This is a genomic window from Chelatococcus caeni, from assembly GCF_014196925.1.
Classification (GTDB): domain Bacteria; phylum Pseudomonadota; class Alphaproteobacteria; order Rhizobiales; family Beijerinckiaceae; genus Chelatococcus_A; species Chelatococcus_A caeni.
Genome location: NZ_JACIEN010000005.1, coordinates 43714 through 56796, shown reverse-complemented (window position 1 = coordinate 56796; position 13083 = coordinate 43714). Strand labels below are relative to the sequence as shown.

General features: G+C 70.8%; 12 protein-coding genes. 10 read left to right on the top strand and 2 right to left on the bottom strand.

What is annotated here, in order from left to right:
• Positions 1-29: 29 nt before the first annotated feature.
• The 4 genes from GGR16_RS18510 (at position 30) to GGR16_RS18495 (ending at position 4291) form a co-directional block, all read left to right on the top strand.
• Positions 30-368, top strand: a complete 339-nt coding sequence (locus GGR16_RS18510) for a hypothetical protein (protein ID WP_183317574.1) — start codon at positions 30-32, stop codon at positions 366-368.
• Positions 369-565: 197 nt separating this feature from the next.
• On the top strand, positions 566-2839 hold the full coding sequence (locus tag GGR16_RS18505) for a GumC family protein (RefSeq protein WP_019404683.1): 2274 nt from the start codon (positions 566-568) through the stop codon (positions 2837-2839).
• The gene (locus GGR16_RS18500) at positions 2826-3482 is read left to right on the top strand and encodes a hypothetical protein (RefSeq protein WP_156332910.1); all 657 of its coding nucleotides are present in this window, start codon (positions 2826-2828) and stop codon (positions 3480-3482) included. The genes GGR16_RS18505 and GGR16_RS18500 overlap by 14 nt, the downstream gene beginning before the upstream one ends.
• Positions 3479-4291, top strand: a complete 813-nt coding sequence (locus GGR16_RS18495) for a class I SAM-dependent methyltransferase (RefSeq protein WP_183317573.1) — start codon at positions 3479-3481, stop codon at positions 4289-4291. The genes GGR16_RS18500 and GGR16_RS18495 overlap by 4 nt, the downstream gene beginning before the upstream one ends.
• A gap of 18 nt (positions 4292-4309) precedes the next feature.
• On the opposite strand, the gene GGR16_RS18490 is transcribed toward GGR16_RS18495, so the two are convergent.
• A complete protein-coding gene (locus tag GGR16_RS18490; protein ID WP_183317572.1) occupies positions 4310-5104 on the bottom strand; it encodes a class II glutamine amidotransferase in 795 nt (264 codons plus the stop codon).
• Between the two features lie 327 nt (positions 5105-5431).
• Between GGR16_RS18490 and GGR16_RS18485 the strand changes: the two genes are divergently transcribed.
• From GGR16_RS18485 to GGR16_RS18470, 4 genes are all read left to right on the top strand, one after another.
• On the top strand, positions 5432-6442 hold the full coding sequence (locus tag GGR16_RS18485; protein ID WP_183317571.1) for an ABC transporter substrate-binding protein: 1011 nt from the start codon (positions 5432-5434) through the stop codon (positions 6440-6442).
• Between the two features lie 85 nt (positions 6443-6527).
• Positions 6528-8000: a sugar ABC transporter ATP-binding protein gene (locus GGR16_RS18480; RefSeq protein WP_183317570.1), complete on the top strand. Its 1473-nt coding sequence runs from the start codon at positions 6528-6530 to the stop codon at positions 7998-8000.
• On the top strand, positions 7997-8938 hold the full coding sequence (locus tag GGR16_RS18475; protein WP_019400532.1) for an ABC transporter permease: 942 nt from the start codon (positions 7997-7999) through the stop codon (positions 8936-8938). The genes GGR16_RS18480 and GGR16_RS18475 overlap by 4 nt, the downstream gene beginning before the upstream one ends.
• Positions 8938-9906: an ABC transporter permease gene (locus GGR16_RS18470; protein WP_183317569.1), complete on the top strand. Its 969-nt coding sequence runs from the start codon at positions 8938-8940 to the stop codon at positions 9904-9906. Before GGR16_RS18475 ends, GGR16_RS18470 begins: the two co-directional genes overlap by 1 nt.
• A gap of 1 nt (position 9907) precedes the next feature.
• Here the strand turns inward: GGR16_RS18470 and GGR16_RS18465 are convergent, their stop codons facing one another.
• Complete coding sequence (locus tag GGR16_RS18465) at positions 9908-10849, bottom strand: 2-dehydro-3-deoxygalactonokinase (protein WP_183317568.1); 942 nt, start codon at positions 10847-10849, stop codon at positions 9908-9910.
• Positions 10850-10957: 108 nt separating this feature from the next.
• On the opposite strand from GGR16_RS18465, the gene GGR16_RS18460 reads away from it, so the two are divergent.
• Positions 10958-11887, top strand: coding sequence for a dihydrodipicolinate synthase family protein (locus GGR16_RS18460; RefSeq protein ID WP_183317567.1), 930 nt, complete (start codon positions 10958-10960; stop codon positions 11885-11887).
• The gene (locus tag GGR16_RS18455) at positions 11887-13053 is read left to right on the top strand and encodes a mandelate racemase/muconate lactonizing enzyme family protein (protein WP_183317566.1); all 1167 of its coding nucleotides are present in this window, start codon (positions 11887-11889) and stop codon (positions 13051-13053) included. The genes GGR16_RS18460 and GGR16_RS18455 overlap by 1 nt, the downstream gene beginning before the upstream one ends.
• Positions 13054-13083: the final 30 nt, after the last annotated feature.

Below are 13083 nucleotides of genomic sequence, written 5' to 3'. Positions count from 1 at the left end.
CCCACGGCGGCCCCGGGCTGACGCGGGCCGTGACCGCCTATCTCATCGCCGGTCCTGCAGGGGTCGGGCCACTGCTGACGGCCGTGCGCCGTTCGGCGCCCGGCCAGCGGACGGCTGCCGCGCAAGGCATCGCCTGTGCCGTCGAGGCCCTGCGTGACGTCGATGCGGCGGCATCGGCCGCGGTGAGCCGGGCGGTCGCCGGCGGGGACGACGAGGGCTTCAAGGATCTGCTCGAGACGGCAACCTGCGCATCGGAGGCCGCGGAAACGGCCGCGACGTCTGAGCCGGCCGGCCCCGTCCCCCCTCCGATTGCTTTGGGAGGCGGCCATGCGCCCGCCGCAAGGATCGTCAGCCCGTCAAGGCCGTGACGATGTCGCTGTGGCTGGTCCGGTTCCGATCGCAGGGCCGGACGATGCCGGGATCCGCGCCAGGACAAGGTGATGCCGCCGCACGGATCGGGCCGGCGGCTATCTCCACCGGCGCCTGTCACTCGGCCACGACGACGCTCCTCGATCCGCAGGTCGACCTTTGATCGACGTCTTTTCCAGAACGCTCCTCGGGCTCAATGCTGAAGCGAAGTTCTAGCGAGGGTGCACGCCTGCCGGCCGCCCCGGCGGGGCAGGCTCACGGCCTCGCGCCCGCAGATGTCCTCGACCTGCGCGGCCTGTGGCTCGTGCTCCGCCGTCGCGGCGGCGTCGTGGTGACGACGGTCTGCCTGATCCTCGCCCTCACCATCCTGGCGCTGGTGCTGATCGAGCCGCGCTACAGCGCGACCGCCGTCGTGCTGATCGATCCGCGCCAGCAGCGCGTGATCTCCGCCGAGGCGGTGCTTTCGGGGATCGGATCGGACGCGGCCGCCGTCGAAAGCCAGGTCGAGGTCATCGAATCGCCGACGCTCGCCCTGCGCGTGATCGAGCGGGAAAAGCTCGAGAACGATCCCGAATTCGCCAGGCGGGGGTTCTTGGCCCGCGTCGCCGAGCAGCTTTCGATCGGCCGGCATGCCTCCGGCCATGACGAGGCGGCCCTTCGGCGCGCGGCGGTGCTCGAAGCGTTGCGCGAGCGCACGCGGGTGAAGCGGCGCGGCCTGACCTACGTCCTCGAGATCACGGTGACGTCGCAGAGCCCGCAGAAGGCCGCGCGGCTCGCCAATGCCGTGGCGGACGAATATCTCGCGGGCCAGCTCGCGGCCAAGTACCGGGCGACGGAGCGCGCCTCCCTGTGGCTGGGCGCGCGCCTCGAGGAGCTGCGTGAGCAGGTGCGCGGCGCCGAGCGGGCGGTCGAGCACTACAAGGCGGAGCACAACCTCGTCTCCGTCGGGTCCGGCGACAACCTGCTCGAGCAGCAGATCGCCGAGATCAACCAGCAGATGATCCTGGCGCGGGCGAAGACCGCCGAGGCGCGGGCGAAATTCGCGCAGATCCGCGAAGCGGCCGGGACCGGCGGCGGAGCGCCGGGTATCGCGGAGGCGCTCGGCTCCCTCGTCGTCACCAACCTGCGCACGCAGTTCGCCGAAGCGGCACGCCGCGTGGCGGAGCTCGGCGCGCGCTACGGCGGCCAGCACCCGAGCGTCACCGCCGCCAGGGCCCAAGTGGACGACCTGCAGCAGCAGATCGACGCCGAGCTCGCCCGCATCCTGTCGGGTGTGCGCAACGAATACGAGGTTGCCGTCGGGCGCGAGGCATCGCTCGAGGCGAGCCTCGCCGAGCTGAAGAAGGAGGCCGCCCGCTGGGGCGAGTCGACGGTGAGGCTGCGCGAGCTCGAGCGTGAGGCCAAGGCCCTGCGCTCCGTCTACGAGCAATTCCTGGCACGCTCCAAGGAAACGCTGGAGCAGCAGAGCCTCCAGATCGCCGATGCGGAGATCATCTCCCCGGCCATGGTGCCCATGCGGCCGAGCTACCCGAGGACGCTGCTGGTTCTTGCGGTAGCCTGTGCCGGCAGCCTCCTCACCGGCCTGTCGCTCGCCTTTGCGTTCGAGCACCTCGATCCCGGCTTCCGCAGCATCGAGCAGGTCGAGGCCTATCTCGGCCTGCCCTGCCTCGGTGTCCTGCCCCTCGTCGAGGAACAGGCGCGGCCGGTGCAGTCCGAACCGCGTACAGCCGGGCCCGCCACCTCCCGATCATGGCTGTGGGCGGTGGACCGGCCGGCGGATGCATTGATGCGCATTCTCGTCGAGCAGCCGCTGTCGGCCTTTGCAGAAGCGGTGCGAACGGTTCGCGTCGGCCTGCGCTTCGCCGATCGCGGCCGCGGCGTCCAGGTGCTCGTCGTCGTCTCGGCCCTGCCGGGGGAGGGCAAGTCGACGATCGCCGCCAATCTGGCGCTCGCGCTGAAGGCCGCAGGCGAGCGCGTGGTGCTGGTGGACGGCGACCTGCGCAATCCGGCCCTCACCCGCGCCCTGACGCCACACGCCGAACAGGGCCTCATCGAGGTCCTGCGCGGGGAGCAGCCGTTGGAGACCATCCTCGTGGAGGACGAGGCGACGGGACTGACCTTCCTGCCGACCGTGCGGGCCGGCGCGGTGGCCAATGCCGCCGAGCTCATCGAAACCGGCCATTTCGACACGATGCTCAAGCGGCTGCGGCTTGCCTTCGACCATGTCATCGTCGATGCGGCGCCGCTTCTGCCCGTGGTCGACAGCCGCGCCATCGTCGCCCGTGCCGATGGCGCCCTGCTGGTGGTCGAATGGGGCAGGACCGATCGCGCCGCCGTGCAGGAGGCGATGCGCACGCTTGCCGACAATGCCGACCGGGTGACCGGGGCCGTTCTCTCGAAGGCGACGACCGACGCCTACCAGTACCACTACGGCATCGGGGGCTACGGGGGGGCCGATGGCGAGGCCTGAGCCCCATCGGGGCCTGATGGTCGCTCTCGCCCTCGTCCTCACGACGGCCGCCGCGGCGCAACTGGCGGCAACCATGATGCCCGACGCGGACCTTGCGGCGCTGGCTCCCTGGCCGGAGGACCTCGTCCGGCACCGCGTGGAGGAAGCCTCTGCCGCGGTCACGCGCGCTGCGCAAGCCGGCGACGGATTGGCACCGGCCCTCGCCGAGGCGATCGCCGCAGTGACGGACGCCCTGCAGCGCTATCCCGACGATGCCGATCTCTGGCTGCGCCATGCGGAAATCGCCGCCCTGTCGGGAGCCTTGCCGGCGGTGTGGGAGGACAGCCTGATGCGCTCCTACGCCACGGGGCCGCGCGAGGGCTGGGTATCGGCCCGGCGCCTGCCCTTCGCCCTGTCTCGTCTTGCGGAGCTCTCGCCCGCCGCAAGAAGCAAGGCCATGCACGAGCTCGACGCGATGGTCGGCTGGCGCAGCGCCTATCTCAGCCAGTTCGCCAATGCCTATGCGCGCCTTGCGCCACGGGCGCGCTTCGTCGTCGAGCGGGCGGTGGCGCGCCAGGCGTCGCCTGTTCGTGAACGCGTCACCGCCATCCTCGCCGGTGCCGACCGGCGCTTCGCAGCCAGCAGAGCCAGGACCCCGCCATGATCCGTGCCACCCTCAAGCAACATGCTCCCTTCCTGATGCGGCCCTGGCGCGCGCTGCGCCGCCACGCGCACCGGCTGCGCTACGGGGCCATGGCGGCGCACGTGGAACGGCACGCCCGCGGCCGGATCATGGGTGGGCCCTTCGCGGGCCTGCGTTTTCCCGACAGCGGCATCGGCGGCTCGTACTATGCCCAGATCGTCGGCACCTACGAGGCCGCGCTGGTGCCGGTCATCGAAGATGTCATCGCGCGGGCGCCCGCAGCGGTCATCGATGTCGGCGCGGCTTACGGCTACTACGCCCTCGGCCTCGCGCACCGCCTGCCGGGCGTACCGGTGATCGCCTACGAGATGGACGCCACCCGCGCCGCTCTTCTCGCGCGCTATCGCAGCCTCAACGGGCTCGATGGCGCGGTCGACATCCGCGGCGAGTGCACGCCCGAGGCGCTCGAGGCGGCATTAGCCGCAACGGCGGACACCTTCGTGCTGATGGATGTGGAGGGAGCGGAGGCGGACCTTCTCGATCCGGCGCAGGTGCCGGCGCTGGCGCGGACGGAAATTCTCGTCGAGCTGCACGAGATGTTCGTCCCCGGCGTAACGGCCATGCTGCAGGCGCGCTTCGCCCGCAGCCACACGCAGACCCTCGTCGCGGCCTGCTATCCCGAAGTTGCGACGACGGCCGCGGCGCTCCTCGCCCGGACGGAACGCCAGCGTGCGCAGCTGCGCGCCATGCTCACGGAAAAGCGCGGTGCACCGATGACCTGGCTGCACTGCGTGCCGAAGCCGGCCGCCGCCGGCGGCTCGCCCGGTTGAACGGACCGGCCGCCGTGCTCAGGCCGCCACGGCCTCGGCGGCCCAGGGAAAGGGCGCGACCGTCGTCGCCGTGCCGCGACGCACCGTGATGAAGGCGCCGCGCGGCACCGCCTGCCAGTGATCGCCGCCCCGGTCCACCGGCTCGGAGGCGACGGTCACCGCGCCCGGCTGCTCGCTGAAATAGAGGCTCGCCGGCCGGTCGTCACAGGCGAGGCGAAAACAGTAGAGCGTCTCGCCGTCCGTCAGCGCGGCGGTGAAGCGCAGCGGCTCGTCGACGCCGGCGTCGCGCATCAGCGCCTTGGTGAAGCCGAGCGTCGAGGCAACCGCCTCGGGCGGTGGACTGCCTTTCGCGACCTCGGCCAGGACCAGCAGGAAGAGGGCCTCCGAATCGGTCGTGCCCTGCCGTGCGTGGTAGAGCGCGTCGGGCAGGGCGGCTTCAAGCCGCCGCTTGATCTGCGCATAGCCGCCGATCTGCCCGTTGTGCATGAACATCCAGCGGTCGTGGGCGAAGGGATGGCAGTTGGCGCGGCTGGTGACGGTGCCGGTCGCCGCGCGCACATGGGCGAAGAAATGGCCGGAGCGCACCTGCGTGCATACGGAGCGCAGGTTCTCGTCGGACCAGGCCGGGCGCAGGTCGCGGAAGAGGCCGGGAATGTCCCGCTCGCCGTACCAGCCGATGCCGAAGCCGTCGCCGTTGGTCGCCGTCTTGCACTCGGCCGCGTGAAGCGACTGGTGCACCAGCGAATGTTCCGATGCGCACACGAGCGTCTCGAGGAAGATCGGGTCCCCGTGGTAGGCGAGAAAGCGACACATCGACGGGCCTCATCGACAGGACGGTGCCGGATCAGCGGCGCAGCAGCCACATCACTGGAATCGCGCCGGCTCGCTTTCGTCAAGAGGCGACGCCGGTGCAATGTGCGACGCCGCACCTGAGGGTGCTCCGAAGGAGTGTCTTGCGCGGTCCCTGCCCGCGTGGTGAGCTTGGCTGGCCGGAGCCGGCCCTTATCGTTGGGCAGCAGCGAGTTGACAGCCTCTGCAACCGCTGGTTACGTCGCTGGCATAAATCGGTTAGATCGCGGGCGCTTGCCGCGCGGCCAAAGACCCCGATGAACGGGGCGTCACGTCAAGGGGAGTGAAACGATGAACATCGCAAGGTTGCTGCTTGCCTCGGCCGCGCTCGGGCTTCTCGCCGCGCCGCAGGCCCTCGCCGATACGGCGGACAAGAAGATCGCCCTGTCCAACAACTACGCCGGCAATTCCTGGCGTCAGGCCATGCTGAAGAGCTGGCAGAAGGTCACCTCCCAGGCCGTGGCCGACAAGGTGGTGGCGGCCGCGGACGCCTTCACCACCGCCGAGAACCAGGCGACGGAGCAGGCGGCGCAGATCCAGAACCTCATCCTGCAGGGCTACGACGCCATCGTCGTCAACGCGGCCTCGCCCACGGCGCTCAACGGCGCGGTGAAGGAGGCGTGCGACGCCGGCATCACGGTCGTGTCCTTCGACGGCATCGTCACCGAGCCGTGCGCCTGGCGCATCGCGGTCGATTTCAAGAAGATGGGCTCGGATCAGCTCGACTATCTCGCCGGGCTCCTGCCCGACGGCGGCAACCTGCTCGAGATCCGCGGCCTCGCCGGCGTCTCGGTGGACGAGGAAATCCACTCGGGCATCGTCGCGGGCGTCGGCAAGCATCCGAAGTTCAAGATCGCCGGCTCGGTCAACGGCGACTGGGCGCAGACCGTGGCGCAGAAGGCGGTGGCCGGCATCCTGCCGAGCCTGCCTGAGATCGCCGCCGTCGTGACCCAGGGCGGCGACGGCTACGGCGCGGCCGAGGCCTTCAAGGCGGCCGGGCGCCCGACGCCGATCATCATCATGGGCAACCGCCACGACGAGCTGACGTGGTGGAAGGAGCAAAAGGACGCGAACGGCTACGAGACCATGTCGGTCTCCATCGCGCCGGGTGTCTCGACGCTCGCCTTCTGGGTGGCGCAGCAGATCCTCGACGGCCAGGACGTGCCGAAGGACCTCGTCGTGCCCTTCCTGCGCATCGACCAGGACAATCTCGAGGCGTCCCTGGAGGCGACCGAGCCGGGTGGCGTCGCCAACAAGGAATACACGCTCGACGAGGCCAAGGCCGTCGTCGCCGGCAAGTAGACCCAACAGGCCGGATCGGAGCCGCCCGGCGGACAACGCCGGGCGGCTTCCCGTCTCTCCCGCTGGCATCGAACGGGACAGGTCCATGGACGCTCCGTCCGCCTCCGCCATCGTGCAGCTCGAGGGCGTGCGCAAGAGTTTCGGCGCCGTGCGCGCGCTCGCCGGCGTCGATCTCGACGTGCGCGCGGGCGAGTGCCTCGGCCTCGTCGGCCACAACGGCGCCGGCAAGTCGACATTGATGCAGGTGCTGGCCGGCACGCTCGCCGCCGACGAGGGCCGGCTCGTGGTCGCGGGCGACGACATCACCGCGAGCGCCGGCGTGGCCGCGGCCCGGGCGCACGGCGTCGTCTGCGTCTTCCAGGAGCTGTCGCTCTGCCCCAACCTGACGGTGGCCGAGAACGCCCGCGTCATGCACCGCGCCTTCCGGGGCTTCGGCTGGCGAAAGCGCGCCGGCGCGGCCATGGCGGCCATGCTCGACGACATCTTCCCGCGCCACGGCATCGACCCGGCGGACGTGGTGGCGGACCTTTCCATCGCCCGCCGGCAGATGGTGGAGATCGCCCGCGCCTTCCTTGTCACCGACGAGCCGCTGCGCCTCGTCATCCTCGACGAGCCGACCTCCTCGCTCGATCAGGTGGTGGCCGAGCAGCTCATGGCCTTCGTGCGCCGCTTCGTCGCCCGGGGCGGCAGCGTCATCCTCATCTCGCACCTGCTCGGCGAGATCCTCGCGACCAGCGACCGCGTCGTCGTCATGAAGGACGGACGCGTCGTCGAGACCCGCCCGGCCGAAGCCTTCACACGCGAGAGCCTCGTCGCCGCCATGGGCTCCGTCGCGGCGCAGGAGGATGCGAAGCGGGCGGCGGCGGCGCAGCCGGCGGGCGAGATCGTGGTCGAGGCGCGTCCCGCGCGGCAGGCGGACGAGCGGAGCCTTCGCGCGCGCCAGGGTGAGATCGTCGGCCTCGCCGGCCTTGCCGGCCATGGCCAGACCGATCTTCTCGTGCGCATCAATGCCGCGGCTCAGGGGCGCGAGCCGCACGCGCGCGTTGCCGGCGCGGTCGCCTTCGTCGCCGGCGACCGCCAGTCGGACGGCGTGTTCCCGCTGTGGAGCATCGCGGAGAATATCACGGTCCGGTCCCTCGGGGGCCTGCGCCGGTTCGGGCTCATCGATCCTGCGGCCGAGGTGCGCATGGCCGAGGAATGGCGCCAGCGCATCGCCATCCGCACGCCCGACATGGGCAACGGCATCCTCTCGCTCTCCGGCGGCAACCAGCAGAAGGCGCTGTTCGCGCGGGCGCTCGCCTCCGATGCCGGCATCGTGCTGATGGACGATCCCATGCGCGGTGTCGATGTCGGCACCAAGCAGGAGGTCTACGGCATGATCCGGGCGGAGGCGGCGCGCGGGCGCACCTTCCTCTGGTACACGACGGAGTTCGACGAATTGCGTCACTGCGACCGCGTCTACGTCTTCCGCGCCGGCGTCATCGTCGCCGAGCTCGCCGCCGACGAGATCACCGAGGAGCGGGTGCTGCAGTCCTCCTTCGCCGAGGAGGCGGCATGAACGTTCTGATGCCTTCGCCGCGCCTCGTCAGGGCGGCGCTGCCGGCCCTGTCGCTCGCGGCGCTCCTCGTCGCCATCTGGTTCGTGCAGCCGCGGGCCATCAGCTATTTCGGCTTCAACCTGATGCTGAACCTCGCGATGCCGATCGCCTTCGCGACCATCGCGCAGCTCTGCGTCATCACGGTCAACGACCTCGATCTCTCCATCGGCGCCTTCGTCAGCTTCGTCGCCTGCGTCGGCGCCACCTGGCTCAATGCGACGCCGCTCCTCGGCGTCGCGGTGCTCCTCGGCGCGGTCGTCGTCTATGCGCTCGTCGGCGCGTTGATCCACCTGCGCAACCTGCCGTCGATCGTGGTCACGCTCGGCATGTCCTTCTTCTGGCTGGGCTGCTCGGTGCTGCTCCTGCCTTCGCCGGGCGGCAGCGCGCCGGCCTGGCTCGCGGCGCTCGTGAAGGTCAGGACGCCCCTGGTGCCGTTCGCCATCCTCGTCAGCGCCGCCCTGGCGCTCGTCGTCCATGTCGGCCTCATGCGCTCGGCCTGGGGGGCGATCCTGCGCGGGGCGGGCGGCAATCCGGTGGCGGTGGCGCGGGCCGGCTGGTCGCTGCTGCGCACCAAGGTGACGATGTTCGCGCTCGCCGGCTTCTTCGGCGTCCTCAGCGGCCTGTCGCTCGTCGGCCTCACCACCTCGGCGGACGCCAACATCGCCATCCGCTACACGCTCCTGTCCATCGCCGGCGTCATCCTCGGCGGCGGCGAGTTCGTCGGCGGGCGCGTCTCGCCCGTCGGCGCGGTCCTCGGCGCCATGACGCTGACGCTCGCGGGCTCGCTCCTCTCCTTCTTGCGCATCTCGCCCGACTGGCAGATCGGCGCCCAGGGCGCCATCCTCATCGTCGTCCTCGCTCTGCGCGCCCTCGTCAACCGGCTCGAGCGGAGGCGCTGATGCGGCAAAGCGCCTTCTCCCGCCTCGCCGACTGGTCCGCTGAGCGGCCCTGGCTGTGGTCCTTCGTCGGCGCGGGCCTCATCTTCCTCGCGACGATCGCCTTCACCAGCGGCAAGGGCGGCGGCGACGTGCTGACGGCGGCGCTCACCTTCGCCACCTTCTACGTCATCGTCGGCATCGGCCAGATGTTCGTCATCACGACGGGACCCGGCAATGTCGACCTGTCGATCCCCGCCAATATCGCGCTCGTCGGGGCCGTGGCCATGAAGGTGATGGACGGCAGCAACGCGATGATCGTGCCGGGGCTCGCCGCCGTCGCCGCCGTCGGGCTCGCCATCGGCTGCTTCAATTTCGCGCTGATCCGCATCCTCTCCATCCCGCCCATCATCGCGACGCTGTCGGCGAGCTTCCTCGTGCAGTCGACCGCCATCGCCTATGGCCGCGGCCTGCGCATCAAGCCGCCACCCGTGTTCGCGGAGCTGGCGACCGGGCGCGTTCTCGGCGTGCCGATCCTCGCCATCATCGCCATCCTGGTCGCGGCGGCGATGGCGCTCGTGCTGCGCCGCACGGTCTACGGCCGCTCGGTGCTCGCCATCGGGCAGAATGCGCGGGCGGCGGGGCTCGCCGGCATCCGCGTCGCGCGCGTGCGTTTCGCCACCTATGTCCTCAGCGCCGTCTTCGCGAGCTTCTGCGGGGCGCTGCTCGCCGGCTTCTCAGGCGGGGCCTCGCTCAACATGGGCGAGGAGTTCCTGCTCGCCTCCATTGCGGTCGTCGTCATCGGCGGCACCTCGGTCGCCGGCGGCTTCTCCAACGTGCCGGGCATCTGGGGCGCGTCGCTGTTTCTCTACCTGCTCGTGACCATGCTCAACACCTTCGGCGTCGGGGCCGGCGTCCGCCTCATCCTCACCGGCCTCATCATCATCGCCGTCATCGCCTTGTCGGGCGGGCGCCGGCCGGGCCGCGGCTAGATCACACAAGCGCGGCGATGGCGAGCGCCCCGCGCACGGCGGCGTCCTCGGGCCCCGTGACGACAGCAAGCCCGCTCGCTTCGGCGGCGCGGCAATAGAGGGCGACGAGCTCGTCGTCACCGACGACGGCGACCGTGTCGCCGGCCTTGCACCAGCCGCCGCGCTCGGCCTCGACGAATTCCCAGCCGATGACGAGGCCGGAGAGATAGTCGATCATCGCGCCCGGCGCGATTTTTCCGGCGAGCCATCCGGTGCGGACGGAAAAGAGGCGGGTCAGCAACGCGCCGGCGCTAGGATCGGTGTCGCGCGCAGCGGCAAGGCCGCGTGCGAAGGCCTCCCGGTCGGGGGCGTCGGGCGGTGCCGCGACCTTGGCGAGGAAGGAGTGGCGCGACAGCGTCGAAAAGATCTCGCCGGTCACGAAGGTCTGGAACCGTTCGATGCGCCCGCCGGCGATGCGCGCCCATTTGGCATGGGTGCCCGGCAGGACGACGGTGATGTCCCGCCCGAGGCCGAAGCCGACGAGCTGTGTCTCCTCGCCCCGCATCACATCCGGATAGGGCCGGGCCGCCCGATGGGTGAGCCCGGGCAGGAAAGTGACGGTGTCGCCCCCTTCGAGTTCGAGGCGCCGTGCCGCGGCCGCGAGATCCGCCGGGCTCGCCGGCGTCGGCACGTAGGGCATCTCCAACCAGCCGTTGCGGCTGCCGATCATGCCGGCGGCGACGATGGACAAGGGGCCGCGTCGTTGCCGCCACGGTGTGAGCGTGCGCGCAAGGAGCCCGGAGAAATCGCCGTCCGCCACAGACTGGATGCCCTCCGGCGTGTCGATCTGCTCGCTCGCCCGGCCGTCCGGGCCGATCAGCAGGGCGCGGAAATTCGCCGGCCCCCAATCGAGGACGACGTCGGGCACGCCCTTCGGCCCACGTTTCGCTGCGTCAGCGCTCATTCCAGGACCTCCTCCCATCTCTCTCGGTTGACACTGCTTAGCACCCGGACATATGATCCACAATAAGCAACACATGATCCAATATATGGATCAAAAGGGAGTGACGCTGTGCTGAGGGGTATCCTGCCTGTCCTGCCGACGCCGTTCCGGCCTGATGGCGCCATCGACGAAGCGGCCATGCGTCGCCTCGTCGCCTTCGCGCTCGGGAGCGGGGTTGATGGGGTCGTCTTCCCGGGCTTCGCCAGCGAGGTGGAGAGCCTCTCCGGCGAGGAGCGGCGGCGCCTCCTCGCCGTTGTCGTCGATGCGGTTGCAGGGCAGGTCCCGGTCGTCGCGGGGGCGAGCGCGGCTTCGCTCGAAGAGACGATCGCCCATTGCCGGGATGCGCTGGCTGCCGGCGTCGGCAGCGTGATGATCCAGGCGCCGCGGGGCATCGGCGCGGACCGCGAGGCGGTCACCGCCTTCTTTCGCGGCGTCGCCGAGGCGGTGCCGGGCCTCGAGATCGTCCTGCAGAATGCGCCGGCCCCGCGCGGCTCGGATCTCGACCCGCGAACGATCCTCGCGGTCGTGCGGGATGTGCCGGCGGTGCGCTGGGTGAAGGAGGAGACGCTGCCCTCCGGTCCGGCCATCACCGCGATCCTCGCCGAGGCGCCGGCGCATCTGGCTGGTGTCATCGGTGGCGGCGGCGCGCGCTACATCCTCGACGAATATGCCCGCGGCGCCTGCGGCGCCATGCCGGCGCTGGAGCTCGCGGACCTGCACGTGGCGCTCGACCGTGCCTGGCAGGCGGGGGACCGCATCCGCGCCCGCACCCTCTACATGCGCAGCCTGCCGCTCCTCGTCCTGCAGGCGCTCTATCGCATGCGCCTGACGAAACACGTGCTGACCCGGCGCGGCGTCCTCCACAACGCCGAGGTGCGCGCGCCGACGCCGGAGCTCGACCCGTGGAGCACGGCCGATATCGACGGCTGGTTCGACGAGGTCGCGGATCTCCTCACCGTCATGCCGCCGGCGGCAGCCGAAGCCGTGGGAGCACGCTGATGGCCGAGCGCGTCGCGTCCGTCACCGCCCACACCATCACCCTGCCGCGGGAGACGCCCTATCTCGGCGCGCTGCGGCCCGGGGAGGAAGTGAATGCGCGCGGCTACATCGTGCGCAAGGGCAATCGCACGGTCTATCCCACGGTCGACCGCAGTGTCGTCCTGCGCATCGAGACGACGGGCGGCGCCGTCGGCTGGGGAGAGACCTACGGCATCGTCGCGCCGGGCACGGTGCTGGCGCTGGTGGAGGACCTGCTCGGCCCCTTCGTCGTCGGGCGCGACCCGCTCGACGCGGCCGTCATCCACGACGACCTCTACGACCTCATGCGCGTGCGCGGCTATACCGGCGGCTTCTATCTCGATGCGCTCGCCGCCATCGACATCGCGCTGTGGGATCTTGCCGGCAAGCTCGCCGGCCTGCCCCTCGTCAAGCTCCTCGGCGGCCAGCGGCGCGAGCGCATCCCGGCCTATGTCTCCGGCCTGCCGGAGCGAACGCGCGCCGCCCGGGCCGACCTCGCCGCCCATTGGCAGGAGAAGGGCTTCTCATCGTTCAAGTTCGCCGCGCCGGTCGCCGACGACGGGCTCGCGACGGAAATGGCGACGCTGCGCGAGCGCCTCGGCGCGGATGCGCGCATCGCCTGCGACATGCACTGGGCCCATACGGCGGAGGAGGCGATCCGCCTCATCCGGGCCATGGAGCCGCACGACCTCTGGTTCGCCGAGGCGCCGGTGCACACGGAGGATCTCGCCGGTCTCGCCCGCGTCGCCGCGCAGGTGTCGACGACGATCGCGGCCGGCGAGGAGTGGCGCACGGTCTTTGATCTCGTGCCGCGCGTCGAGCGCCGGGCCTGCGGCATCATCCAGCCGGAGATGGGCCACACCGGCGTGACCGAGTTCATGCGCATCGGCGGCTATGCTGAGGCGCATCACCTCAAGGTCATTCCCCACGCGACCATCGGCATCGGGCTGTTCCTCGCGGCGAGCCTGCACGCGAGCGCGGCGCTCGCCGCCGTCGACTGCCACGAGTTCCAGCATTCCATCTTCGAGCCCAACCGCCGCCTGCTCACCGGCGACATGGACTGCGCGGACGGGTTCTACACCCTGCCGACGGCGCCGGGGCTCGGCGTCGAGCCGTCAAGCGAGGCGCTCGACCTGTTGCGATCATAAGAAACAGACCCAAGGCGACCACGGGAGGAA

Excerpts from the sequence above, each read along its gene's own strand:
- GGR16_RS18505 (WP_019404683.1), top strand. The coding sequence starts at position 566 with ATGCTGAAGCGAAGTTCTAGCGAGGGTGCACGCCTGCCGGCCGCCCCG.
- GGR16_RS18500 (WP_156332910.1), top strand. The coding sequence starts at position 2,826 with ATGGCGAGGCCTGAGCCCCATCGGGGCCTGATGGTCGCTCTCGCCCTC.
- GGR16_RS18495 (WP_183317573.1), top strand. The coding sequence starts at position 3,479 with ATGATCCGTGCCACCCTCAAGCAACATGCTCCCTTCCTGATGCGGCCC.
- GGR16_RS18490 (WP_183317572.1), bottom strand. The coding sequence starts at position 5,104 with ATGTGTCGCTTTCTCGCCTACCACGGGGACCCGATCTTCCTCGAGACG.
- GGR16_RS18485 (WP_183317571.1), top strand. The coding sequence starts at position 5,432 with ATGAACATCGCAAGGTTGCTGCTTGCCTCGGCCGCGCTCGGGCTTCTC.
- GGR16_RS18480 (WP_183317570.1), top strand. The coding sequence starts at position 6,528 with ATGGACGCTCCGTCCGCCTCCGCCATCGTGCAGCTCGAGGGCGTGCGC.
- GGR16_RS18475 (WP_019400532.1), top strand. The coding sequence starts at position 7,997 with ATGAACGTTCTGATGCCTTCGCCGCGCCTCGTCAGGGCGGCGCTGCCG.
- GGR16_RS18470 (WP_183317569.1), top strand. The coding sequence starts at position 8,938 with ATGCGGCAAAGCGCCTTCTCCCGCCTCGCCGACTGGTCCGCTGAGCGG.
- GGR16_RS18465 (WP_183317568.1), bottom strand. The coding sequence starts at position 10,849 with ATGAGCGCTGACGCAGCGAAACGTGGGCCGAAGGGCGTGCCCGACGTC.
- GGR16_RS18455 (WP_183317566.1), top strand. The coding sequence starts at position 11,887 with ATGGCCGAGCGCGTCGCGTCCGTCACCGCCCACACCATCACCCTGCCG.